The 24,211-nt window shown below is 59.4% G+C and carries 17 protein-coding genes; 12 read left to right on the top strand and 5 right to left on the bottom strand.

The window, feature by feature from the left end:
* Window position 1: 1 nt before the first annotated feature.
* The 3 genes from ACZ3HH_RS04865 to ACZ3HH_RS04875 all read left to right on the top strand — a co-directional run bounded on the left by ACZ3HH_RS04865 (window position 2) and on the right by ACZ3HH_RS04875 (window position 2,653).
* Window positions 2-397, top strand: a complete 396-nt coding sequence (locus ACZ3HH_RS04865) for an Imm50 family immunity protein (RefSeq protein ID WP_465803067.1) — start codon at window positions 2-4, stop codon at window positions 395-397.
* A gap of 691 nt (window positions 398-1,088) precedes the next feature.
* Window positions 1,089-1,412 carry a hypothetical protein gene (locus ACZ3HH_RS04870; protein WP_465803069.1) on the top strand — a complete coding sequence of 108 codons (324 nt, stop codon included), beginning with the start codon at window positions 1,089-1,091 and terminating at the stop codon, window positions 1,410-1,412.
* A gap of 401 nt (window positions 1,413-1,813) precedes the next feature.
* Entirely contained in the window at window positions 1,814-2,653 is an 840-nt protein-coding gene (locus ACZ3HH_RS04875; protein WP_010464314.1) for a 23S rRNA (adenine(2030)-N(6))-methyltransferase RlmJ, read from the top strand.
* A 141-nt stretch (window positions 2,654-2,794) separates the two neighbouring features.
* Here the strand turns inward: ACZ3HH_RS04875 and msrA are convergent, their stop codons facing one another.
* The 5 genes from msrA to aceE all read right to left on the bottom strand — a co-directional run bounded on the left by msrA (window position 2,795) and on the right by aceE (window position 12,904).
* Window positions 2,795-3,442 carry a peptide-methionine (S)-S-oxide reductase MsrA gene (msrA, locus tag ACZ3HH_RS04880; protein WP_465803070.1) on the bottom strand — a complete coding sequence of 216 codons (648 nt, stop codon included), beginning with the start codon at window positions 3,440-3,442 and terminating at the stop codon, window positions 2,795-2,797.
* A 246-nt stretch (window positions 3,443-3,688) separates the two neighbouring features.
* Entirely contained in the window at window positions 3,689-6,382 is a 2,694-nt protein-coding gene (locus ACZ3HH_RS04885) for a sensor domain-containing phosphodiesterase (RefSeq protein ID WP_465803071.1), read from the bottom strand.
* Between the two features lie 237 nt (window positions 6,383-6,619).
* Window positions 6,620-8,014 (bottom strand): alkaline phosphatase D family protein, encoded by a 1,395-nt coding sequence (locus ACZ3HH_RS04890; RefSeq protein WP_465803073.1) that lies wholly within the window; start codon window positions 8,012-8,014, stop codon window positions 6,620-6,622.
* Window positions 8,015-8,297: 283 nt separating this feature from the next.
* A complete protein-coding gene (aceF, locus tag ACZ3HH_RS04895) occupies window positions 8,298-10,247 on the bottom strand; it encodes a dihydrolipoyllysine-residue acetyltransferase (RefSeq protein ID WP_465803075.1) in 1,950 nt (649 codons plus the stop codon).
* An 11-nt stretch (window positions 10,248-10,258) separates the two neighbouring features.
* On the bottom strand, window positions 10,259-12,904 hold the full coding sequence (gene aceE, locus ACZ3HH_RS04900; protein WP_465803076.1) for a pyruvate dehydrogenase (acetyl-transferring), homodimeric type: 2,646 nt from the start codon (window positions 12,902-12,904) through the stop codon (window positions 10,259-10,261).
* 384 nt (window positions 12,905-13,288) lie between these two features.
* On the opposite strand from aceE, the gene glnE reads away from it, so the two are divergent.
* From glnE to ACZ3HH_RS04945, 9 genes are all read left to right on the top strand, one after another.
* Window positions 13,289-16,228 (top strand): bifunctional [glutamate--ammonia ligase]-adenylyl-L-tyrosine phosphorylase/[glutamate--ammonia-ligase] adenylyltransferase, encoded by a 2,940-nt coding sequence (glnE, locus tag ACZ3HH_RS04905; protein WP_465803078.1) that lies wholly within the window; start codon window positions 13,289-13,291, stop codon window positions 16,226-16,228.
* Between the two features lie 306 nt (window positions 16,229-16,534).
* Window positions 16,535-17,569 (top strand): lipopolysaccharide heptosyltransferase II, encoded by a 1,035-nt coding sequence (gene waaF / locus ACZ3HH_RS04910; RefSeq protein WP_465803080.1) that lies wholly within the window; start codon window positions 16,535-16,537, stop codon window positions 17,567-17,569.
* A 1-nt stretch (window position 17,570) separates the two neighbouring features.
* Complete coding sequence (waaC, locus tag ACZ3HH_RS04915; protein WP_448722796.1) at window positions 17,571-18,632, top strand: lipopolysaccharide heptosyltransferase I; 1,062 nt, start codon at window positions 17,571-17,573, stop codon at window positions 18,630-18,632.
* Window positions 18,632-19,753 carry a glycosyltransferase family 4 protein gene (locus tag ACZ3HH_RS04920; protein ID WP_465803083.1) on the top strand — a complete coding sequence of 374 codons (1,122 nt, stop codon included), beginning with the start codon at window positions 18,632-18,634 and terminating at the stop codon, window positions 19,751-19,753. Before waaC ends, ACZ3HH_RS04920 begins: the two co-directional genes overlap by 1 nt.
* Window positions 19,753-20,559: a lipopolysaccharide core heptose(I) kinase RfaP gene (gene rfaP, locus ACZ3HH_RS04925; protein ID WP_465803085.1), complete on the top strand. Its 807-nt coding sequence runs from the start codon at window positions 19,753-19,755 to the stop codon at window positions 20,557-20,559. Before ACZ3HH_RS04920 ends, rfaP begins: the two co-directional genes overlap by 1 nt.
* Window positions 20,559-21,293 carry a lipopolysaccharide kinase InaA family protein gene (locus ACZ3HH_RS04930; protein WP_465803087.1) on the top strand — a complete coding sequence of 245 codons (735 nt, stop codon included), beginning with the start codon at window positions 20,559-20,561 and terminating at the stop codon, window positions 21,291-21,293. The genes rfaP and ACZ3HH_RS04930 overlap by 1 nt, the downstream gene beginning before the upstream one ends.
* The gene (locus ACZ3HH_RS04935) at window positions 21,290-22,042 is read left to right on the top strand and encodes a lipopolysaccharide kinase InaA family protein (RefSeq protein WP_465803089.1); all 753 of its coding nucleotides are present in this window, start codon (window positions 21,290-21,292) and stop codon (window positions 22,040-22,042) included. Before ACZ3HH_RS04930 ends, ACZ3HH_RS04935 begins: the two co-directional genes overlap by 4 nt.
* Window positions 22,042-23,493: a lipopolysaccharide kinase InaA family protein gene (locus tag ACZ3HH_RS04940; protein WP_465803091.1), complete on the top strand. Its 1,452-nt coding sequence runs from the start codon at window positions 22,042-22,044 to the stop codon at window positions 23,491-23,493. Before ACZ3HH_RS04935 ends, ACZ3HH_RS04940 begins: the two co-directional genes overlap by 1 nt.
* A 237-nt stretch (window positions 23,494-23,730) precedes the next feature.
* Window positions 23,731-24,066, top strand: a complete 336-nt coding sequence (locus tag ACZ3HH_RS04945) for a YceK/YidQ family lipoprotein (protein WP_465803400.1) — start codon at window positions 23,731-23,733, stop codon at window positions 24,064-24,066.
* Window positions 24,067-24,211 lie beyond the last annotated feature (145 nt).

A 24,211-nucleotide genomic window follows, 5' to 3' on the forward strand; every position in this document is an offset into this window, starting at 1 on the left:
TATGAAGTACTGGAATGAGCTTGATGGAAGTACATTTTTTTCGTTAGTGTTTAGCGGCGGGATCGCAATCGATGAAATTAGATTGTTTTCTCTAAGGGTAGATAACAATCAATCAACAGTTGCGCTGTCATTCGATATCAAAGAGCTGCCGGATAAGCCTCCGAAAAAGTGGCAGATGATTCAATACAATGCCTGTCGCATTGGCATTAGTGGGAGCGAAATTGAAAATTTGATGGTCAAAAACCTACCGGGAAACAATCCAATGAAGTTGACGATTGAGAAAAATAGCCATCGCTATATTGTATCGGCTAGTTCGGAAGACTCGGTAATAGAGTTCACTGCGTCGTTTTTGACTCTTGGAGCCCCGTCGGTCTATTTGACTCAAACCCCTTTTTAACCAGAGGGTACGAATACGTTGATGTTTCACCCCGCTCGTAGCATGCCTAGGTACTCTAGTAGCGCCGCTCGTACGTGGCAGTGCGTTGCAACGTCGAAGGTTTTTCCGTGGTGGGAGGTTTACGAGTCCCTGCTGCAACACCTCGGTGGTGAAGATGCTTCGACACTTATCAACAATCTGATGAATTGGTTGAGTGAAGAACACCCGAGTCTGTTCGAGGCGTTTTAAGAAAGCGTTTTGCGCAGGAAGGTTGAGACGTTTCTTGCGATGCCGGGCCTGTCTGCTGAGCCGAAAGCGGAGTTGTTGGGGCACTTGATGGCAGAGGTGGCTTAATTTGGTGTAGGGCCAGACGAAATTTCCGGGCAAGGTCGTCGGACGTTTCCTTCAAGTTGTGTCGGTTTTCGTGAACTGGTGGGCAATGGGTTGCAGGGATAGTCTTTAGCTGTCACCGCGCAAGTGGTGGCAGGGTGTAGGAACCCTTGAAGGTCATTCGCGCATCAGTACTGTCGTTTGATTGCGGCACTTAAAACGTGCCCGTAACATCGTTCGCGGCGGCTGTGTGCGGGACACGTTTCGACGTGGCTGAGTTTGATGGCCCTCAGTTTCCTACTCCCGCGCACGGCTGCCACCCAAAGCCCGTAGGAAGGCCGTTGGTAGCTTTTTGAGTTAATAGCTAAAGGCCTATCAAATTATGACGACGTTGACACCTGATCCTCCCTACGAAAAGCCAATCCCACACCCCGAAAGCCGCTTCATGGCGCTCACCAGCAACTGCACCGACATGCCCACACTGTTCGTCGATACCCACGCGCCGCTCGATGTTTTGTATGACGCTGGCAACTACCGAATTCGCGCCGTCACTCAGGTACTGGAAAACATGTCCATGCGCGGTTCGGTCGAGTGTGAATCCTTCATTCTCAGTGACTTTGCTTTGCTCTGTGCCATTCCATTGCGGGATGGGTGTGATGTGCTGGATGTGATTGGGCGGCGGTTGCGGGCTCGGCCTTCGGACTAGCGCCGAGGGCTTTTGTGGCGAGGGGGCTTGCCCCCGTTGGGCAGCGCAGCGGCCCCAAAATCAGCAATCCGGTTTTGTCAGGCACGCTACGAGGGCTTGGCCTTGCGACTGCTTCGCAGTCGAACGGGGCGATGCGACGTTCCGACGAGCCCCCTCGCCACAGGGTTTGGGTTGGATGGGGACTGCTGCGCAACCCAGCGGGAGCAAGCTCCCTCGCCACAAGGGCAAGATCAAAAGATCGCAGCCTTCGGCAGCTCCTACAGGGGGATGCGATTGTTCCCATGCTCTGCGTAGGAATGATCACCGTGTGAAGTTGGCGACACAGGATTGCCCGCTCAGCCGCGAACCCCTGACGTTCTGCGTCGTACAGGGTAAACTTCCCGGCCTTCGCAGGAGCAATCATGAATTATCGTCACGCCTTCCATGCCGGCAATCACGCCGATGTGTTCAAACACCTGACTTTGACCCGCATCATCGCCTTGATGTCGCGCAAGGAGCAGCCGTTTGCCTATCTCGATACGCACGCCGGTATTGGTCTGTATGACCTGCAGGGCGATCAGGCGAGCCGTACCGGTGAGTACCTGGAAGGCATCGCGCGGTTGTGGGATCAGCCGGATTTGCCGGCGCTGACTGCCGATTACATGAAGGTGCTGCACGACATGAACCCGGATGGCCAGTTGCGCTATTACCCGGGGTCGCCGGAGTTGGCGCGGCGGCTGACGCGGCCGCAGGATCGGGTGATGCTCAACGAGAAGCACCCCGAAGATGGCTTGCTGCTCAAGGACAACATGGCCGGTGATCGTCGGGTGAAGGTGCATTTGGGCGAAGGCTGGCATGTGCCGCGTGCGATGTTGCCGGTGCAGGAGAAACGGGCGGTGATGTTGATTGATCCGCCGTTCGAGCAGCTTGATGAGATGCAGCGTTGTGCGGCGTCGTTGAAAGAAGCGATTGGCCGGATGCGTCAGACGGTGGCGGCGATCTGGTACCCGGTGAAGGACCAGCGCATGTTGCGTCGTTTTTATCAGGATCTGGCTGGCACGGGCGCGCCGAAGTTGTTGCGGGTGGAGTTGTTGGTGCATCCGTTGGATACGCCCAATAGCTTGAATGGTTCGGGGTTGGCGATTGCCAATCCGCCATGGGGGCTGGAAGAGGAATTGCGTGAGTTGCTGCCGTGGTTGTCCAAGAAGCTTGGGCAGACTCAGGGTGGGTGGCAGATGGATTGGTTGATTGCCGAGAGTTGATACATTGCATTAGTGGCGTCTGATCCGACGCCATCGCGGGCAAGCCCGCTCCCACAGGGATTTATGTCGATCACAACATAGTGGTCAGACACATCACCTTGTGGGAGCGGGCTTGCCCGCGATGCTTTTAGGGCCCGAAAATCAGATCGGGCAGGTCACGCCCGTACCGCCAATCCCGCAATACCCTTCAGGGTTTTTCGCCAGGTACTGCTGGTGATACGCCTCGGCGAAGTAAAACGTTGGGGCTTCTTCGATTTCAGTGGTGATGGTGCCTTTGCCAGCCTTGGTCAACTCGGCCTGGAACACTTGCTCGCTGTGCTTGGCCGCGGCCAGTTGAGTCGGGTTGGTGGCGTAGATCACCGAGCGGTACTGGGTACCGATATCGTTACCCTGGCGCATGCCTTGGGTCGGGTTGTGCAATTCCCAGAACATCTTCAGCAGCGCTTCATAGCTGACTTTTGCCGGCTCGTAGACCACCAGTACCACTTCGCTGTGGCCGGTCAGGCCCGAGCAGACTTCTTCATACGTCGGGTTCGGCGTAAAGCCGCCGGCGTAACCCACCGCCGTACTCACCACGCCTTCGCGCTGCCAGAACTTGCGCTCCGCGCCCCAGAAGCAGCCCAGGCCGAAGATCGCGAAATCCACGTCCATCGCGAACGGGCCCAGCAGCGGGGCGTCGTGGACGAAGTGTTTTTCCGGCACGGTCATTGGGGTTTCGCGGCCAGGCAGAGCTTGTTCTTTAGTCGGGAGCACGTTTTTGTTCACCAGGATTTCCGAGCGCAGAACCATGATCAGTCCTCTCAGTCAGGTTGAGATGTAAATACACAGACTGCCAGTGTGCCTAATGCCGGTCAGTTACGCACTACCCCTGTGGGAGTGGGCCTGTGGCGAGGGGGCTTGTCGGAACGCCGCATCGCCCCGTTTGAGTGCGTAGCACTCACAAGATTTTTGTACATCAGAGATTTTGGGGCTGCTTTGCAGCCCAACGGGGGCAAGCCCCCTCGCCACAAGCTCGCTCCCACAGGGGGGGCTCAGTCAGGCGATTGGGCCGCGCGGGTAGCGTTTGAGCTTTTCGATCAGCTCGGCACCCGGGATCGGTCGGTCGAACAGGTAGCCCTGGCCGACATCGCAGCGGTGGCGGCGCAGGAAGGCCAACTGCTCGGCGGTCTCGATGCCTTCAGCCACAACCTTGAGTTTCAGGTTGTGGGCCATGGCGATCACCGCGGAAGTGATTTCCATGTCGTCCTGGTTGTCCGGGATTTCGTGGATGAAGCTTCGATCGATCTTGATGATGTCGATCGGGAATTTTTTCAAGTAACTGAGTGACGAGTAACCGGTGCCGAAGTCATCCATCGCCAGGGTCAGGCCCAGACGCTTGAGCTGATCGAGCTGCAAGTGCGTGTCTTCGGTGGCTTCTAGCAGCAGGCCTTCGGTCAGTTCCAGCTCCAGCAGGTTCGCCGGCAGCTCTTCTTCCTTGAGGATGTTGGCGATGGATGCCACCAGGTCCGGGTCGGAGAACTGCTTGGGTGACAGGTTGATCGCCACTTGCAGATTACCCAGGCCGGCGGCGGTCAGTTCTTTGCTCATGCGGCAGGCCTGGCGGGCGATCCATTTGCCAATCGGGATGATCAGCCCGGTCTCTTCGGCGACGCTGATGAACTGGTCCGGGCGGATCATGCCCTTTTCCGGATGATTCCAGCGCAGCAGCGCTTCCATGCCCAGCAAGCGACCGCTGCGCAGGCACAGCTTGGGCTGGTAGAACACGTCCAGCTCGTTCTGGGTCAGGGCGCGGCGCAGGTTGTTCTCGACGAACAATTTGTAGCTGGCCTCGGCATTCAGCGCTTCGGTGAACACCTGCACTTGGTGTTTGCCATTGGCCTTGGCCTTGTGCAGCGCCAGGCCGGCGTTGCGCATCAGCGTCTGTGGATCACGACCGTGGAGCGGCGCGCAGGCCAGGCCCACGGAGCCGGTGACGCTGATCAACTGGTTATCGACGAACATCGGTTTGTCGAGGGTCGCCAGCAATTGGTTGGCGACTTGCTGGCCAGTCGAGAGGTCAGTGTTGTCCAGCAGCACCGCGAATTCGTTACTGGCGAAGCGCGCCAGACTGCCGCTCGGGCTCAGGCTGTTGCGCAAGCGTCGCGCCAGGCTGATCAGCAGTTTGTCGCCGGTCTGGTGGCCGAGGCTGTCGTTGATCCGTTTGAAGTTGTCGATGTCCACCAGCAGCAGGCTGATCGGCGTGTCGCTGTCTCGGGCGAAGCGTTCATCAAGGTTGCGGATGAACGCCGGGCGGTTGCCAAGGTTGGTCAGATTGTCGGTATAAGCCAGGCGCTCGATGCGTTGCTGGGCGAGCTTGGTCTGGGTGATGTCTTCGTAGATGCCGATGTAGTGCGTCAGCTCACGGTTGTCGCCATAGACCTTGGAAATCGACAACTGGCCCCAGTAGGGTTCGAGGTTTTTACGCCGGCTCTTGAACTCGCCTTGCCAGCTGTTGCTCTTGGCCAGCGCCGACGGCGCGTCGAACAACAGTTCGCTGAGGTTTTCCAGCGCCGGCAGTTCCGACAGCCGCTGGCCGTGGACTTCCTCGGTGGTGTACTGGGTGATCGCAGTGAAACTTGGATTGACGTATTCCACCACGCCATCGCAATTGACCAGCAGAAAGGCGTTGGCGCTTTGCTCCACCGCACGCTGGAACAAGTGCAGTGCGCTGGTGGCGGTGCGGCGGTTGTGGTTGTTGATGACTTGGGCGAATTGATCCGCCAGCTCGCCGGCAAAGGCGATTTCGTCCGACTGCCAGGCGCGGGTCACACCGGTCTGCTCCAGGCAGAGCACACCGACCACTTGACCATCGATGCGGATGCTGGCGTCGAGCATGGCGTTGACGTCGCGCGGGCGCAGGCTCTCGGCTATTTCCCGGGTGCGCGGGTCGCGCATGGCGTTGTGGGCATCGATAGCGCGCCCGGCGTGCAAGGCGTCCAGGTAATCGGGAAAAACACTGACGTCGATCGGCTCCGGCAGTCGGTGACCCCGGGTGACGCGGTGATAGGCGGAGATCGGCGTCAGTAGCGAGCCGTCGAGGTTCCACAGGCTGGCGCAGTCGACTTCATAGATGTCGCAGGCGCTGCGAGTGATCAGCTCGGCGGCTTCTTGCAGGGAATTGTTGGTGCTGTAGCGCTGGCGGGTCAGCAGCAGAATCAGGTCTTGCTGGGCGCGCACCCGGTCCAGGTGCTGCAGTTGTTCCTGTTGGGCGCGCTGATTGAGTTCCAGGGCGATTTGCAGGCGTGAGTTCTGGGTTTCCAGGTCCAGCGCCGGCAGCAGCGGTTCGCCGTCGAACAGACCGTCCACCACCATCAGGTAGCCGCGCAGCAGGTGTCGATTGTGTTGTTTGTAAGCTTCGCCCAGTTCCAGCAGGCTCAGTACACCTGCGGCGGTGTGCAAGGTGTAGCGGATCAGGTAATGCGGGCTATCGGCGAGTTGCTGCTGGATCGTGTCGTGCAGTTGATAGCGCGCCTCGGGCTCCATCAGGCTGGCGTAAGGCGAGCCGACCAGGGCACAGAGCTCCACCGCCGGCAGGCCAAACTGTCGTTCGCAATTGGGGTCGAGAAACAGCAGCGCCCAGCTCGGTTCATTCAGCCGTTCGAAACGCAGCATGCCGAGCCGCGAGGGCACAGGCAATTGCGTCACTACCTCGGCCACCATACGGCTGGCGGCATCGGGTTGGCTCTTCATATGGAGGGAAACTCGCTTCGAAAATGCTGATCGCGCCGGGCTCTCGCCCTCTTTTCTGTTGTCTGCGGCAAGGTTGCATCATTGCAACACCGACTGACAAGAGACATGAAGGCCAAGTGCTATAAGAATATGTCGGCAGGGGCGAAGATTTCTCCAGCGAGGGGCCAGAAGTAATGTATTTGGCCGAAAAGATCGCAGCCTTCGGCAGCTCCTGCAAGGCTGCGATCTGTTCCGGGATCAACGCAATTTTATGGCTGTCGACTGCAGTTGCTTGCCATCCCGATCGTGATAACTGACGCGAACCTGTTCGGCATCGACGACCAGATGCGCGAAATTATCCTGGCTGATCATCTCACTGGTCAGCTCATGCCGATAATCTCCCGCGGCTGTTCGGGCCAACGCCTGGTCGAGGATGAAGGTGGATGCTTTGGCATACGGCAGCAGTTTGCTGTTGCACAGCGGTGAAGACACGAGGGTATGAACTTCGAAATCCGGGTCCTCGCTGTGGGTCAGGCGACTGGTCAGCGAGCCGTGGACGTCGCCGGAAATGAAGAAGACGTTCTTGATGCCGTGCGTACGAATCGTCTCCAGCAGCCGTAGTCGTTGTTCCGGGAAGGCTTTCCAGGCGTCATCGCCGTTAAGTTTGCGGTCGGGGTAGAACATGACGCTGGTGACCACGAATTTGACCCGGGCCGGGCTGTTGATCAACCATTTGAGTAGCGCTTGTTCCTGCTCTTCATCAAGGATACGCCGGTCGTTGGCCGACAGATTGCGTCGGGTGCGGCTGTCGGTGATGAACCATTCGATATCGCCATCGGAGAATTGATACCAATACTGTTGCAGTTCTTTGCTTACTTGTCCGTTGGCAAGCAACTCATAAACAGGGCTGTGGCTGGCTTGATATAACTCATACGCCGCCATGGCGTTTTTGTATAAGTAGGCATCCGCCTTGCTCTCATTAGCAGGCCAGTTGTCTTCAATTTCATGGTCGTCGAGGATCATGTAAGTCGGCACGCCGGACATTAACTTCGAGATATTCGGCTGAGAAAAAGCCGTGCGGTACTTTTTGAGGATGTCCTTGTATTCCCGGTCGGGGGCCACGAGATTCAGGTCATCGACGTAGATTTGGTCGCCAGTCATCAGCAGGGCGCTGATAGGCGGCTCGGCGCGTTCCGCCAGGCTTGTGATCGAGGCAAAGATCCGGTCGCCAAAATGCGGGGCCCAGGCAATGCCGGCGGTCATTCGCAGGTAACGGCATGAGCCTACGATATAGGCCCGTGGCGTGGTGTTTTTGCTGGATTGCGTGCGAAAGCGGTAGATCTCCCGCGGCCATTGCAGCGGCAGTTCCTGAACCGACTCGACGGTATGCACCGGGTTCATGGGGCTGAACCAGCCAGCCTGATATTCATAGTCGGTATCGGTGGCAAGATCGTTGAGTGCAATCACATCAGACATGTCGCGCACGTTTGTCAGTTTTGCAAATACGCCTTTGGACCAGTATTCCTCACCGGTGCGTCGATAACGGATGCCTGCAAATACCAAGGCGTCATTTTGTAATTCGCCGCGCAAGAAAATCCGGGCATGGTTAGTTGTGGTGTGGCCAATAATCGGGCCGACAGTCGGTTTTAACATGTTCGAATCCATTCGAAGTAATGCTAACTAAGCATATTAAGTTGTCGAGGTTTCCATTAGAAAATCCTCTAACTAAGCGTAGTTATTGGCTCACAAAAAATATCGGGCGGAAGTGGACTCGAGTTGTAGGCGACGTAAGCCATGAATGTAGGAATAAGGTGCAGAGGAGGGCTTTCTTCAGGGCAAAAAAAGCCCCGCCAAATTGGCGGGGTTGAGGTACGAGCGTGGCGCTCGGAAAGCATGGAACGCGACTGGCCCTCCGGTGAAGGAGGGCCGGCCGGTGTTACAGCAGGATGGTGCGGATGTCCGCCAGCAGGTCGCTCAGACGCTTGGTGAAGCGTGCAGCAGCGGCGCCGTTGATCACACGGTGATCGTAGGACAGCGACAGCGGCAGCATCAGTTTCGGCTGGAAGGCTTTGCCGTCCCAGACTGGCTGGATGGTTGCCTTGGATACACCGAGGATCGCCACTTCCGGCGCGTTGACGATCGGCGTGAAGCCGGTGCCGCCAATGTGGCCGAGGCTGGAAATGGTGAAGCAGGCGCCTTGCATGTCGTCAGCGGTGAGCTTTTTGTCGCGGGCTTTGGCGGCCAGCGCAGCGGCTTCGGCTGCCAGTTGCAACAGGCTCTTCTGGTCGACGTTCTTGATGACCGGTACCAGCAGGCCTTCAGGGGTGTCGACCGCGAAGCCGATGTTCACGTACTTCTTGCGAATGATCGCCTTGCCGCTTGGGGCCAGCGAACTGTTGAAGTCCGGCAGTTCCTTGAGCAGGTGCGCGCAGGATTTGAGCAGCAGCGGCAGGATGGTCAGCTTGACGCCAGCCTTCTCTGCAACGGCTTTCTGAGCATTACGGAACGCTTCCAGGTCGGTGATATCAGCCGAATCGAACTGAGTCACGTGAGGAATGTTCAGCCAGCTGCGATGCAGGCTCGACGCGCCGATTTGCATCAGGCGAGTCATCGGCACTTCTTCGGTTTCACCGAAGCGGCTGAAGTCCACGACCGGAATCGGCGGGATGCCCGCGCCGCCGGTTGCGCCGGCAGCAGCGGCCGGTGCTTCCTTGGCTTTCTGCATCATCGCTTTGACGTAAACCTGCACGTCTTCTTTGAGGATGCGACCGTGCGGGCCACTGGCGCCGACGGCGTTCAGCTCGACGCCGAACTCGCGTGCCAGTTGACGCACGGCCGGGCCGGCGTGAACTTTGGCGCCAGGCTTGGCTGGAGCAGCAACCGGGGCAGCAGCAGGTGCGGCTGCGGCAGGTGCAGCGGCTGGCGCTGGAGCACTCGGTGCAGCAGCGGCTGGAGCTGGAGCCGCAGCAGGTGCCGCGCCTTTGACTTTCAGCTTCAAGATCAGGTCGCCGGTACCGACTTCGTCATCCAGCTTGACGGAAATGCTTTCCACCACGCCAGCGGCAGGCGATGGAATTTCCATGCTCGCCTTGTCGGATTCCAGGGTGATCAGCGACTGGTCGGCTGCAACGGTGTCGCCGGCCTTGACCAGGACTTCGATGATCTTGGCCTTGCCGGCCGAACCGATGTCCGGAACGTGGATGTCCTGAACGCTGTCGGCCACCGGTGCAACTGGAGCGGCTGCCGGAGCAGGCGCAGCGGTCGCAGCCGGAGCAGCAGCCTGAGCCGGAGCGGCAGCAACAGGCGCTGCAGCACCCATCACTTCCAGATCCAGAATCAGGTCGCCGGTGCCGACTTCGTCATTGAGCTTGACGCTGATGGCCTTGACCACGCCAGCGGCAGGCGATGGAATCTCCATGCTCGCCTTGTCGGACTCCAGGGTGATCAGCGACTGATCAGCCGCGACGGTGTCGCCGACCTTGACCTGGATCTCGATGATCTGGGCCTTGCCCGACGAACCGATGTCCGGCACGTGCACTTGCTGAACGCTGGCAGCAGCAGGCGCTGCGGCTGCTGCTGCCGGCGCTTTCGCGGCAGCAGGTGCAGCCTTGGCAGCCGGCGCTGCGGCTGCCGCAGGGGCCGCAGCAGCGGCACCTTCGACTTCCAGCTCCAGCAGTTCGTCGCCTTCTTTCAGGCGATCGCCCAGCTTCACTTTCAGGCTCTTGATGATACCGGCCTTCGGCGCAGGCACTTCCATGCTCGCCTTGTCCGACTCAAGGGTCAGGATGCTCTGGTCGGCTTCGATACGGTCGCCGACCTTCACAAACAGTTCAATTACTTCACCTTCACCGCTGCCGATGTCAGGTACGCGAATGAGTTCGCTCACAGAGTGTCTCCTCAGCAGTCCAGTGGGTTGCGTTTTTCCGGGTTGATACCGAACTTGGCGATGGCTTCAGCCACAACCTTAGGTTCGATGTCACCACGGTCAGCCAAAGCTTCCAGGGCTGCCAACACCACGAAATGACGATCGACTTCGAAGAAGTGACGCAGCTTCTTGCGGCTGTCACTGCGGCCGAAACCATCGGTGCCCAGGACTTTGAATTCCTTGGACGGGACCCACTGACGAATTTGCTCAGCGAACAGCTTCATGTAGTCGGTAGACGCGATGACCGGACCTTTACGGCCGTTCAGGCACTCTTCGACGTAGCTCAGTTTAGGCTTCTGGCCCGGGTGCAGACGGTTGCTGCGCTCGACGGCCAGGCCATCGCGACGCAGTTCGTTGAAGCTGGTAACGCTCCACACGTCAGCGCCGACGTTGAACTCTTCACGCAGAATCTTCGCCGCTTCACGGACTTCACGCAGGATGGTGCCGGAGCCCATCAGCTGAACGTGGTGCGCCGCTTCGCGGGTGTCTTCCTCGAGCAGGTACATGCCCTTGATGATGCCTTCCTCGACACCGGCCGGCATGGCTGGCTGCTGGTAGGACTCGTTCATCACGGTGATGTAGTAGAAAACGTCCTGTTGCTCTTCGGTCATCTTCTTCATGCCGTCCTGAATGATCACCGCCAGCTCGTAGCCGTAGGTTGGATCAAAGGTGCGGCAGTTCGGGATGGTGGCAGCCAGGATGTGGCTGTGACCGTCTTCGTGTTGCAGGCCTTCGCCGTTCAGCGTGGTTCTGCCTGCGGTACCGCCGATCAGGAAGCCACGGGTGCGGCTGTCGCCAGCGGCCCAGGCCAGGTCGCCGATACGCTGGAAGCCGAACATCGAGTAGAAGATGTAGAACGGCAGCATTGGCTGGTTGTGGCTGGAGTACGAAGTACCGGCAGCGATGAAGGAGCTCATGGCGCCTGCTTCGTTGATGCCTTCTTCGAGGATCTGGCCCTTCTTGTCTTCTTTGTAGAACATCACCTGGTCTTTATCGACTGGCTCGTAGAGCTGGCCGACGGAGGAGTAGATGCCCAACTGACGGAACATGCCTTCCATACCGAAGGTACGGGCTTCGTCCGGGATGATCGGAACGATGCGTGGACCGATTTCCTTGTCCTTGACCAGTTGCGCGAGGATCCGCACGAACGCCATGGTGGTGGAAATTTCACGGTCGCCCGAGCCGTCCAGGATAGCCTTGAGGGTATCGAGTGACGGAGTCGGCACGCTGAAGCTCTGCGCGCGACGCTGTGGCACGAAACCGCCCAGTGCAGTGCGGCGCTCGCTCAGGTAGCGGGCTTCGGCGCTGTTTGGCTCTGGTTTGAAGAACGGCAGGTTTTCCAGCTCTTCGTCTTTGACCGGAATGTCGAAGCGATCACGGAACAACTTCAGGCTGTCGACATCGACTTTCTTGGTGTTGTGCGCAGTGTTCTTCGCTTCGCCGGCACCGGTGCCATAACCTTTGATGGTCTTGGCCAGGATGACGGTCGGTTGTTCTTTGTGGTTGACCGCTTCGTGGTACGCCGCGTAGACCTTGTACGGGTCGTGGCCGCCACGGTTGAGTTTCCAGATCTCGTCGTCGGACAGATCAGCAACCATCGCCTTGAGTTCTGGCGAGTTGAAGAAGTGTTCACGCACGAACGCGCCGTCTTTGGCTTTGTAGTTCTGGTACTCGCCGTCGATGACTTCGTCCATGCGACGTTGCAGGATACCGTCGACGTCTTTGGCCAGCAGTGGGTCCCAGAAACGGCCCCAGATGACTTTGGTCACGTTCCACTGAGCACCGCGGAACACGCCTTCGAGTTCCTGGATGATCTTGCCGTTGCCGCGAACCGGGCCATCAAGGCGCTGCAGGTTGCAGTTGATAACGAAGATCAGGTTGTCGAGCTTCTCGCGGCCAGCCAGCGAGATCGCGCCCAGGGATTCTGGTTCGTCGCACTCGCCGTCGCCCAGGAAACACCAGACTTTTTGCTTGCCTTCCGGGATGAAGCCACGGGCTTCCAGGTACTTCATGAAACGTGCCTGGTAGATCGCCTGGATCGGGCCCAGACCCATGGATACAGTCGGGAACTGCCAGAAGTCAGGCATCAGCCATGGGTGCGGGTAGGACGACAGGCCCTGACCGTCCACTTCCTGGCGGAAGTTGTTCATCTGGTCTTCGGTGATGCGGCCTTCCATGAACGCGCGGGCGTAAACGCCTGGCGAGGTGTGGCCCTGGAAGTAGATCAGGTCGCCGCCGTGCTCGTCGGTCGGGGCCTGGAAGAAGTAGTTGAAGCCGATGTCATACAGGGTCGCACTGGAGGCGAAGCTGGAGATGTGACCACCCAGGTCAGAATCTTTCAGGTTCGTACGCATTACCATGGCCATCGCGTTCCAGCGTACCAACGAGCGAATGCGGCGTTCCATGAACAGGTCGCCAGGCATGCGTGCTTCGTGGGTAACGGGGATCGTGTTGCGGTACGGCGTGGTGATGGCGTAAGGGAGCTGCGAGCCGCTACGGGTCGCGAGTTCGCCCATACGGGTCATCAGATAGTGAGCACGGTCTTCGCCTTCTTTGTCGAGAACCGATTCCAGGGCGTCCAGCCATTCCTGGGTTTCGACGGGATCGAGGTCTTGCATGGCTTGCTCCAGGGCGGAAAGGCTTCCAGAATCGGTTGCCTGAGTTTGCGACTGGCCTTGTGGGCAGACGATATAAATTCTTGGATTGCCGAGAGGTATGTTCCGGCGGCGTGTAGTTTTACTACAAATCATCGGGCATTTCAGCCTTTCGAATGTATAGACGAGTAGTAAAACTACAGAAGATTGGCTTGTGGCCTCCGGCTGCGTTGTGAGAATAATCGTTAAGGTTGGTCTTTTGCCAACCAAAAAAGGTGAAGGCTTGATGATCGCTGCCAAAAATAAACAAATTTCAGCTATTTCTAACCTTTGTTCGACAGTCGGTCAGGTAGCGCATTATCACAAATCACTACATGCAGCCCTTCGCACGCCGATCAAGGATAGACCATGAGCCTCCCTTCGCTTGCCGAACTGCCCAACGTACTGTTGCCATTTGTCACCCGTGCCGAGCAGTCGTTTCGTACTGCCGTCTCGGTTTTTCCCGATGATCATGGCCTGGACGCCTGGACGCCTGAGCGCTGGGCGCAATTTGCCCGTGTCACTGCTGCCAGCGACTTTGTGATTGAACAGAGTCTGCGTGACCCTTTGATGTTGCTTGCGCTGGTGCAGTCCGGCGAACTGGACCGCGCGTTGGCGCCGGGCGAGTTGTGCGCGCAGATTGCGACGGCAGTGAGCGCAGCCGAAACCGAGGACCAGCTTGGCCGTGCCCTGCGCCGCCAGCGCGCCCGTCAGCAAGTGCGGATCATCTGGCGCGACCTGACCCGCCAGGCCGATCTGATCCAGAGTTGTCGCGACCTCTCGGACATGGCCGATGCCAGCATCGATCAGGCCTATCAGTGGTTGTATCAGCGCCATTGCCAACAGTTCGGCACGCCCACCGGGCGGCGTAGCGGCGAGCCGCAACAGATGGTCATCCTCGGTATGGGCAAGCTTGGCGCCGTGGAGCTGAATCTGTCATCGGACATCGACCTGATTTTCGCCTACCCCGAGGGGGGCGAAACTGTCGGTGTGAAGCGGTCGCTGGATAACCAGGAATTTTTCATTCGCCTCGGTCAGCGCCTGATCAAGGCGCTGGACCCGATGACCGTCGACGGTTTCGTGTTCCGCGTCGACATGCGCTTGCGCCCGTATGGTTCGTCCGGCGCTTTGGTGCTGAGCTTCAATGCACTGGAACAGTATTACCAGGATCAGGGGCGCGACTGGGAACGCTACGCGATGATCAAGTCGCGCGTGGTGGCCGGCGATCAAGTGGCGGGCGCGCAACTGCAAGAGATGCTGCGCCCGTTCGTTTACCGGCGCTACCTGGACTTCTCGGCCATCGAAGCGCTGCGCACCATGAAGCAGCTGATCCAGCAGGAAGTCCGGCGTAAGGGCATGGCCGACAACATCAAGCTGGGTTCCGGCGGCATTCGTGAAGTCGAATTTATCGCTCAGGCCTTTCAGTTGATTCACGGTGGCCGCGACCTGAGCCTGCAGCAGCGTCCTCTATTAAAAGTACTGAGCACCCTCGAAGGCCAAGGTTACCTGCCGGCGGCGGTGGTCAGTGAGTTGCGCGAAGCCTACGAATTTCTGCGTTACACCGAACACGCGATCCAGGCGATTGCCGACCGCCAGACCCAGATGCTGCCGGATGGCGAACAGGATCAGGCGCGCATTGCCTTTATGCTCGGCTTTGCCAACTGGACGGCGTTCCACGAACAACTGATGTACTGGCGTGGCCGGGTGGCCTGGCACTTTGCTCAGGTGATCGCCGATCCTGATGAAGAGGCCGGCGCCGAGAGCGAAGTGGTGGTCGGCGGGGAATGGCTGCCGCTGTGGGAAGAGGCGCAAGACGAGGAGGCCGCGTGCCGTCAACTGGAAGAGGGTGGTTTCGCCGATGCTTCCAAGGCGCTGAAAGCCCTGGCCAGCCTGCGTAGTAGTCCGCAATTGCGCGCCATGCAGCGCCTGGGGCGTGAACGCCTCGATGCCTTTATTCCGCGCTTGCTGGCTCAGGCTGTGGAGCACGCCAATCCCGATCTGGTGTTGGAGCGGGTGCTGCCGCTGGTGGAAGCCGTGGCGCGTCGTTCCGCTTATCTCGTTTTATTGACCGAGAACCCCGGGGCTCTGCGCCGCTTGCTGACGCTGTGCGCCGCGAGCCCGTGGATTGCCGAACAGATCACGCGCTTCCCGTTGCTGCTCGATGAATTGCTCAACGAAGGTCGGCTGTTCAAGCCACCGCTGGCGCCGGAACTGGCGGCCGAATTGCGCGAGCGTTTGACGCGGATTCCCGAAGACGACCTCGAACAGCAAATGGAAGCCCTGCGGCATTTCAAACTGGCGCACCGCTTGCGCGTCGCCGCCTCGGAAATCGCCGGCAGCCTGCCCTTGATGAAGGTCAGTGATTACCTGACCTGGCTCGCCGAAGCGATCCTCGAACAAGTGCTGACCCTGGCCTGGCGCCAGACCGTGGCCAAGTACGGTACGCCGCTGCGCACCGACGGCAGCTTGTGCGACCCTGGTTTCATCATTGTCGGTTACGGGAAAGTCGGTGGTCTGGAATTGGGGCACAGTTCGGACCTGGATCTGGTGTTCATCCACGACGGCGATCCGCAGGCCGAAACCGACGGGCCGAAGCCTATCGACGGCGCACAGTTTTTTACCCGGCTCGGGCAGCGCATCATTCATTTGCTGACGGCGCAGACCAACTCCGGCCAGTTGTATGAAGTGGACATGCGCCTGCGGCCGTCCGGTGCGTCTGGTTTGCTGGTGAGTTCCCTGAGGGCGTTTGCCCGGTATCAGGAAAACGAAGCCTGGACCTGGGAGCATCAGGCGTTGGTGCGGGCGCGGGTGCTGGTCGGCAGTCAGGATGTTGGCCAGGCGTTCGAGAAAGTTCGCGCGGCGGTATTGGCCAAGTCACGGGACCTGGTGACCTTGCGCCAGGAGGTCAGCGAGATGCGCGCCAAGATGCGCGATAATCTGGGCAGCAAGAGCACTGCGGCGGGCACGGCGGCAAATGCCTTCGAGGCCACGGCGCCGTTCGATCTCAAGCAGGACGCCGGAGGTATCGTCGATATTGAATTTATGGTGCAATACGCGGCTCTTGCGTGGTCTGAAGCGCATCCGTCATTGCTGCGCTATACCGACAATATCCGCATTCTGGAAGGGTTGGAGGAGGTCGGGCTGATGCCCGCCGAAGATGCCAGCCTGTTGCGTGAAGCCTATAAGGCTTACCGCTCCGCCGCTCACCGGGAGGCCTTGCAGAAGGACGCCGGCGTGATACCGGGCGACCAGTTCGCGGATGAACGACGGCAGGTCATGCGAATCTGGCGTGAGCTGGGGTTAAGCTGAAGCTGACATCAGTGTGGCGGGCTTTTGTGGCGAGGGAGCTTGCTCCCGCTGGAGTGCGAAGCGCTCCCAAATCAGATTGTGCGGTCTGTCAGATGAAAACGCAGTGGCAGTTTTGGGGCTGCTTCGCAGCCCAGCGGGAGCAAGCTCCCTCGCCACAGAGATTTATGCTAACTGACATGGATGTGTATTAAATTGATCCGACGAGCCCCAATCGGCTCGTCCAAATGACCTGACGGTTCACCCCGAAGGTGCTGGATTCTCGAGGCGGGGAGGCGTATGCCTCCCCGGCTCGTTTATGGAAACCACATGAAAATTCTGATCGTTGGGCCCAGTTGGGTCGGTGACATGGTGATGGCGCAGACACTTTTTCAGTGTCTCAAACAGCGCCACCCGCAGTGCGAAATCGACGTGCTGGCCCCCGAGTGGAGCCGGCCGATTCTCGAGCGCATGCCTGAAGTGCGCCAGGCCTTGAGCTTCCCGCTCGGCCACGGCGTGCTGGAGCTGGCGACGCGTCGGCGCATCGGTAAATCCCTGGCCGGTCAATATGATCAGGCCATCCTGCTGCCCAATTCCCTGAAGTCGGCACTGGTACCGTTTTTTGCCGGTATCCCGAAACGCACCGGCTGGCGTGGCGAATTCCGCTATGGCCTGCTCAATGATGTGCGCACGCTCGACAAAGAACGTTACCCGCTGATGATCGAGCGCTTCATGGCCCTGGCCTTTGAGCCCGATGCCGAGTTGCCGAAACCGTATCCACGGCCGAGCCTGCAGATCGACCCGGTGACCCGCGACGGCGCACTGGCCAAGTTCGGTCTGGCCCTCGACCGTCCGGTGTTGGCGCTGTGCCCCGGCGCCGAGTTCGGCGAGTCCAAGCGCTGGCCGTCCGAGCACTACGCCAAGGTTGCCGAAGCGAAGATCCGTGAAGGCTGGCAGGTGTGGCTGTTCGGCTCGAAAAACGATCACGCGGTGGGCGAAGACATTCGCGCGCGGCTGATTCCGGGTCTGCGTGAAGAGTCGGTGAACCTCAGTGGCGACACATCCCTGGCCGAGGCCATCGATCTGCTGTCCTGCGCTGACGCGGTGGTCTCCAACGACTCCGGCCTGATGCACGTGGCTGCCGCGCTGAACCGCCCATTGGTGGCGGTGTACGGCTCGACTTCGCCGGGTTTCACACCACCGCTGGCCGAGCACGTCGAAATCGTGCGCCTGGGCATCGAATGCAGTCCGTGCTTCGATCGCACCTGCCGTTTCGGTCATTACAATTGCTTGCGCCAGCTCATGCCGAAAGCGGTGAACGAAGCCTTGCAGCGGTTGCTGGGCACTGTGGTCGAGGTCAAATAGTTTGCGGGTACTGTTGATCAAGACTTCTTCGCTGGGCGACGTGATTCACGCGTTGCCAGCGTTGACCGACGCGGCGCGGGCGATCCCCGGCATCACGTTCGACTGGGTGGTGGAAGAAGGCTTCGCCGAAATTCCGACCTGGCACCCGGCCGTGGGCAAGGTGATTCCGGTGGCGATCCGTCGCTGGCGCAAGAACATCTGGCAGACCATCAAGAGTGGCGAGTGGAAGCGCTTCAAACAAAGCATTCGTGCGACCAAATATGACTTGGTGATCGATGCCCAGGGCCTGCTGAAAAGCGCGCTGCTGACTCGCTACGCCAAAGCCCCGGTGGCCGGCCTGGACAAGAACTCGGCCCGCGAACCGATCGCCGCGCGTTTCTACTCCCGACGTCTGGCCGTGGCCCGTGGGCAGCACGCGGTAGAGCGAGTGCGTCAGCTGTTCGCGGTCGCATTGGGTTACGACCTGCCAAAAGGGTTGGGCGACTACGGCCTGAACGTCGAGCGGCTAGTGGAGTTGCCACGCAAGAATCCGTACGTGGTGTTTCTCCATGGCACCACCTGGGACACCAAGCACTGGCCCGAAGCCTATTGGCGCGAGCTGGCCGAGCGGGTGGGTTACCTCGGTGTGGCGGTAAAACTGCCGTGGGGCAATCCAATCGAAAAGGCCCGCGCCGAGCGCATCGCCAAAGACATGAAACACGTCGAAGTGTTGCCCAAGCTGAACCTGGCGGGTGTCGGTAAAGTTCTGGCCGGAGCGCAAGCCTGCGTAGCGGTGGACACCGGTCTCGGTCACCTCGCTGCGGCGCTGGACGTGCCGACCCTGTCGCTGTTTGGCCCGACCAACCCGGGCCTGACCGGCGCGTACGGCAAGTCGCAGATTCACATGGCCAGCGACTTTCCCTGCGCCCCGTGCCTGCAAAAGAAATGCACCTATCAACCGACGGCCGACGATGCCCGTCGGTTCGACCTGAAACGCGAGTGGCCCCTGTGCTTCACGCGTCTGAATCCCGAGCGTGTCGCGAGCCGACTGAGCACGTTGTTACTGGCTGAGGAGCTGCGCTGATGCAATTGGCATTTGTCCTGTACAAATATTTTCCGTTTGGTGGCTTGCAGCGCGACTTCATGCGCATCGCCCTGGAGTGTCAGCAGCGCGGCCATCAGATTCGCGTCTACACACTGATCTGGGAAGGCGATATTCCACCGGGTTTCGAAGTGCTGGTGGCGCCGGTCAAGGCGTTCTTCAATCATCGACGCAACGAGAAACTCACCGAGTGGATGGAGGCCGATCTGGCCAAGCGTCCGGTGGATCGCCTGATCGGTTTCAACAAAATGCCGGGCCTGGACGTTTACTACGCCGCCGATGGCTGCTTCGAAGACAAGGCGCAGAATCTGCGCAACTCGCTGTACCGTCGCTGGGGCCGCTACCGGCACTTCGCCGAGTACGAGCGCGCGGTGTTCGCCAAGGACGCCAAGACCGAAGTGCTGATGATTTCCGAAGTCCAGCAGCCGCTGTTCATCAAGCATTACGACACGCCACTTGCGCGCTTCCATTTACTGCCACCGGGCATCGCTCAGGACCGTCGCGCGCCGGCCAATGCCGCCGAGATCCGTGCAGGGTTTCGTCGCGAATTCAATCTCAAGGACGATGAACTGCTGCTGGTGCAAATCGGCTCCGGGTTCAAGACCAAAGGCGTGGACCGCAGTCTCAAGGCGCTGGCTGCCTTGCCCGCCGAACTGAAAAAGCGCACCCGGCTGTTTGTAATTGGCCAGGATGACCCCAAAGTATTCCAGCTGCAGAGCGCCACATTGGGGCTGGGCGACAACGTGCAGTTCCTCAAGGGCCGCAGCGATATCCCGCGTTTCCTGCTCGGTGCCGATCTGTTGATCCACCCGGCGTACAACGAAAACACCGGAACGGTGCTGCTTGAAGCTGTGGTGGCTGGTTTGCCGGTGCTGGTGAGCGCGGTGTGCGGGTACGCTCATTACATCGCCGAGGCCGACGCGGGCCTGGTGCTGGACGAGCCCTTCGATCAGGCGCAACTGACGCAGTACCTGACCGGCATGTTGAACGACGCAAATGCACGGGCGGCCTGGAGCCGCAACGGTCTGGCCTTCGCCGCGACGGCCGACCTCTACAGCATGCCGCAGCACGCGGCCGATGTGATTCTGGCGGAGCACGCTTAATGAAGTTGATGCTGGCTGAACCGTTCAAGAGCCTCTGGGCCGGACGCGATCCGTTCGCCGAAGTCGAGGGCCTCAAGGGCGAGGTGTACCGCGAGCTTGAAGCGCGCCGGACACTGCGTACTGAAGTGGACGGTCACGGGTTCTTCGTGAAAATCCACCGTGGCATCGGCTGGGGTGAGATCTTCAAAAACTTGCTGACCGCCAAGTTGCCAGTGCTTGGCGCGGGCCAGGAGTGGAAGGCCATCCAGCGCCTGCAAGAAGTCGGTGTGCCGACCATGACCGCTGTGGCTTACGGCGAAAAAGGCAGCAACCCGGCGGATCAGCATTCGTTCATTGTCACTGAAGAGTTGGCGCCCACCGTCAGCCTCGAAGATTTCAGCATCGACTGGGTCAAGCAGCCGCCCGAGCCAAAACTCAAGCGCGCCTTGATCGCCGAAGTCGCACGCATGACCGGCATGATGCACCGCGCCGGGGTCAACCACCGCGACTGCTACATCTGCCACTTCCTGCTGCACACCGACAAACCGGTGACAGCCGACGACTTCAAGCTTTCGGTGATCGATCTGCACCGTGCTCAGAGCCGCCCGACGATTAGCCAACGCTGGCGCAACAAGGACTTGGCGGCGCTGTATTTTTCGGCGCTGGACATCGGCCTGACTCGTCGCGACAAACTGCGCTTCCTCAAGGGTTATTTCCAGCAGCCCTTGCGCCAGATACTGGCTGAAGAAGCGGGACTGCTGGCATGGCTCGAAGGCAAGGCCAACAAGCTCTACGAGCGTAAGCAGCGATACGGGGACGCGCTCTGATGTCGGGTTGGACACTGGAACCTGCTTACAGCGATCTGGCAGAAGACTTCGGCAGTCTTGACGCGGTGTTCGCGCTCAAGGGCGAACGACTGACCCGCGATCCACTGTCCGAGGTCATTCGCGTCCAGCGCAACGGCGTCAACTATTACGTCAAGCGCTACGTCGGCGCCGGCAAAGGTCTTCGCCGTTACCTGGGCAAGCCGCGGGTGAAGGCCGAGTGGCAGAATCTCAAGCGTTTCGTCAAATGGGGCATTCCTACCGCCGAAGTTGTGGCCTGGGGGCTGGAACGGCGCGGCGTGGCATATGACCGTGGGGCAATGATCACGCGCGAACTGCCTCATACCGAAGATTTATCGGCCCTGGCTGACCGGCATGATCCGAAACTGGCGGACCGCGCCTGGGTCGACAACATCAGTCGGCAGCTGGCGGGCTATACCCGGACCATGCACGACCACCGTTTTACCCATAACGATTTGAAGTGGCGCAACTTGCTGATTGACGACGAGCCTCGGCTGTTTCTGATCGACTGCCCCAACGGTGATTTCTGGCGCGGCTTCTGGCTCAAGTACCGGATCACCAAAGACCTGGCTTGCCTGGACAAAGTTGCCAAATATCACCTGTCGGCCACCCAGCGTCTGCGCTTCTACCTGCAATACCGCCAATGCACCCGGCTCAATGCCGCCGACAAGAAGCGGATTCGGCACGTGGTGAGATTTTTTGAGGGACGGGAATGACTGATTTTCTGGCTGCTGAAGATCGTGCGCTGCTTGAGCGTCATGGCCTCGGCACCTTCGACGCGCTCTGGGCCAAACAGCTCGAAGCCGTGGACGAACCCAACACTGGTCGGGGTGGCTGGAGCAGTGTGTTTCGGCTGGAACTGGAAGGTCACAGCTATTACCTCAAACGCCAGAGCAACTACCTGACACGCACATTGCATTCGCCCTTTGGCGAGCCGAGTTTTGCCCGTGAGTTTCGCAACATCAGTCGTTATCAGAAACTGGGTATACCGGCGCTGCAGGCGGCGTTTTTCGGTGAGCGCAAAGTCGACGGCGAAGTCCGGGCGATTCTGCTGACCCGCGCGCTGGACGGTTGGGATGATCTGGATTCGCTGTTGCAGCGCTGGTCCGACCTTGGCGCGGCGCAGCATTCGGCGATTCTGAAAGCCTGTGGGCAACTGGCGCGACGCCTGCACGAAGTGCATCAACTCCACGGTTGCTTCTATCCCAAGCACATTTTTCTCCAGGCCACCGGTGATGGTTATCAGGCTCGATTGATCGATCTGGAAAAAACTCGCCCGCTGTTTTTTGGTCAGCGTGATCGGGTCAAGGACCTTGATCCATTGCTGCGTCGGGCGCCGGAATGGAGCGAAAGTCAGCTGCGAGAGCTGTTGGCAGTTTATCTGGATCAGCCATTGAACAGTTCGCTGGTGGACAGTTGGGTATCGCGCCTGAGTGCGCGGCGCAGTCACAAGGAGGCGCGTTGATGCGTTTGTCCGAACTGAAAAACGCTGGCCGCAGCCCAAGCCTGCCGTTGAACATTCCACTGGCGGATGCCGCGGGGCCGGCAGAGTTGCAATTGCTGAGCCTGCTGCGGGTATTGCCGGGGCAGCGTTATGTGGGGGCCGGGGTCTGGCGCGGTCGGCCGGTGTTGGCCAAGTTGCTGGTCGGCGGTAAAGCGGCGCGGCACTTCAAGCGTGAACTGGACGGCGTGCGTTTGCTCGCCGCTCAGGGGCTGACCACGCCGTTGCTATTGGCTGATGGTCTGAAGGACGGCGAGGGCGGCTGGTTATTGTTCGATTTCCTTGAAGGCGCCGAGAGCCTGGGAGACGCCTGGAAACAGGTTGAACATTTGCCGGTACTGGCGGATGAACAATCAGCAGTGCTGGCCGAGGCCTTGGGCGCGATAGGTCATCTGCATGGCAAGGGGCTGTGGCAGGAAGACCTGCACCTGGACAACCTGCTGCGCCATGGCGGTCAGTTATATTTGATCGATGGCGCCGGGATCTGTGCCGAGACGGCTGGCAAGCCACTGTCACAGGACAAAGTTCTGGAAAACCTCGGGGTGTTTTTTGCCCAGTTGCCCAAAGCGCTGGAACCCTTCGCCGAGGAGTTGCTGGTGTATTACCTGCTGAGTAACGGCGAACACGCGTTGCCGATGGAGGCGTTGCAAAAACAGATCGACAAGGTCCGTCGCTGGCGTTTGAAGGACTTCCTGATCAAGGTCGGCCGTGAATGTACGTTGTTCAGTGTCCAGCGCGGCGCGTTCGGCTTGCGGGCGATTCGCCGTGAGGAAGAGGCCGCGATGTTGCCGGTGCTGGAGCAGGCTGATGCCTTGCTCGATCAGGGCCATCTGTACAAGACCGGCGGCGCGGCAAGCGTCGGCAAGGTCGACGTGGCCGGGCGCACATTGTTGGTCAAGCGTTACAACATCAAAGGCTTTGCCCACTGGCTCAAACGCTTCTGGCGCCCGAGCCGTGCCTGGCACTCATGGCGTGAAGGCAACCGCCTGGCGTTCCTGGGCATCGCCACGCCCAAGCCATTGGCGTTACTGGAGAAACGTTTTTTTTGGCTGCGCAGCCGGGCGTACCTGGTGACCGAGTATTTGCCGGGGCCGGACATCATCGAGCGGTTTGCGCCGTACGTGGAAAGCGGCGAAGCGCCGCAAGCCGAGTTGCAGGCTTTGGATCACCTGTTCGCCGAGCTGATTCGCGAGCGGATCAGCCATGGCGATTTCAAGGGGCATAACCTGTTCTGGCAGCAGGATCGCTGGGCGCTGATTGATCTGGATTCGATGTGTCAGCACGGTTCGCTCAGTAGCTTTGCCCCGGCGTACGCGCGGGATCGGGCTAGGTTTATGCGTAATTGGCCCGAGAGCAGTGCGCTGCATCAGGTGATTGATCAGCGTTTGCCCAAGGATATTTCTGGCGCTGCCTGAATCGGGTCTTCGACCCTTTCGCGGGCAAGCCCGCTCCCACAGGTTCAGTGGTGTGCATAAGTTTTGTGTGCGGCGCCATCACTGTGGGAGCGGGCTTGCCCGCGATGGCGCCAGATCAGTCCCCCGAGATCTAGAGGACAAGTTCTTATGAACCGTCCTACATGATCTACAGACCCCATGAACTGTGCCCTGAATAGCCACGATGCTAGTTTGCCTGACGTTCTCGGAGGGCAGATTTTGACGATAAAAATGGCTGTGTTGCTGAGCACTTTCTCACTGGCGCTATCCGGCTGCGGAACCGCTGTCACGGTGCTGCAGAATGACGAACAGGCCGCCCGTAGCCTCAGAAAACAAAAAACCTACTGCCAGTCCATTCCTCGCATCTATAGCGGTCTGGCCCACGACTTTTGCCTCCTGCATGCGCCGCCTGATCCCACCGGTATTCTGGTGCCGTTCGTGTTACTGGATCTGACCTTGTCTGGTGCACTGGACACCGTTGCCTTGCCGTACACGATTTACCGGCAGGCAACCGACGGCAACATCAGGATTTACTGGCGGCCGGGCCGCGGATGAGCAAAGGCGAACGCTTGGCTCGACCCCATCTTCGCAGCGCTGATAAGGGCAGGCTCATTCCCGGCATGTTTACGCTATAATCCCGCCCTTTAGCTGTCTCTCGCCCCTTGCGAGGGCACATTAATTTTTGAGGCGCCTTGCGCCT

It is taken from the genome of Pseudomonas sp. PME37.24/025 (genome assembly GCF_055556615.1).

What these genes read in the sequence shown, in the direction of transcription:
- ACZ3HH_RS04930 (WP_465803087.1), top strand. Translation starts at nt 20,559, where the DNA reads ATGTCGGGTTGGACACTGGAACCTGCTTACAGCGATCTGGCAGAAGAC.
- ACZ3HH_RS04865 (WP_465803067.1), top strand. Translation starts at nt 2, where the DNA reads ATGAAGTACTGGAATGAGCTTGATGGAAGTACATTTTTTTCGTTAGTG.
- ACZ3HH_RS04890 (WP_465803073.1), bottom strand. Translation starts at nt 8,014, where the DNA reads ATGTTAAAACCGACTGTCGGCCCGATTATTGGCCACACCACAACTAAC.
- glnE (WP_465803078.1), top strand. Translation starts at nt 13,289, where the DNA reads ATGAGCCTCCCTTCGCTTGCCGAACTGCCCAACGTACTGTTGCCATTT.
- waaF (WP_465803080.1), top strand. Translation starts at nt 16,535, where the DNA reads ATGAAAATTCTGATCGTTGGGCCCAGTTGGGTCGGTGACATGGTGATG.
- msrA (WP_465803070.1), bottom strand. Translation starts at nt 3,442, where the DNA reads ATGGTTCTGCGCTCGGAAATCCTGGTGAACAAAAACGTGCTCCCGACT.
- ACZ3HH_RS04885 (WP_465803071.1), bottom strand. Translation starts at nt 6,382, where the DNA reads ATGAAGAGCCAACCCGATGCCGCCAGCCGTATGGTGGCCGAGGTAGTG.
- ACZ3HH_RS04875 (WP_010464314.1), top strand. Translation starts at nt 1,814, where the DNA reads ATGAATTATCGTCACGCCTTCCATGCCGGCAATCACGCCGATGTGTTC.
- aceE (WP_465803076.1), bottom strand. Translation starts at nt 12,904, where the DNA reads ATGCAAGACCTCGATCCCGTCGAAACCCAGGAATGGCTGGACGCCCTG.
- ACZ3HH_RS04870 (WP_465803069.1), top strand. Translation starts at nt 1,089, where the DNA reads ATGACGACGTTGACACCTGATCCTCCCTACGAAAAGCCAATCCCACAC.
- ACZ3HH_RS04940 (WP_465803091.1), top strand. Translation starts at nt 22,042, where the DNA reads ATGCGTTTGTCCGAACTGAAAAACGCTGGCCGCAGCCCAAGCCTGCCG.
- ACZ3HH_RS04920 (WP_465803083.1), top strand. Translation starts at nt 18,632, where the DNA reads ATGCAATTGGCATTTGTCCTGTACAAATATTTTCCGTTTGGTGGCTTG.
- ACZ3HH_RS04935 (WP_465803089.1), top strand. Translation starts at nt 21,290, where the DNA reads ATGACTGATTTTCTGGCTGCTGAAGATCGTGCGCTGCTTGAGCGTCAT.
- rfaP (WP_465803085.1), top strand. Translation starts at nt 19,753, where the DNA reads ATGAAGTTGATGCTGGCTGAACCGTTCAAGAGCCTCTGGGCCGGACGC.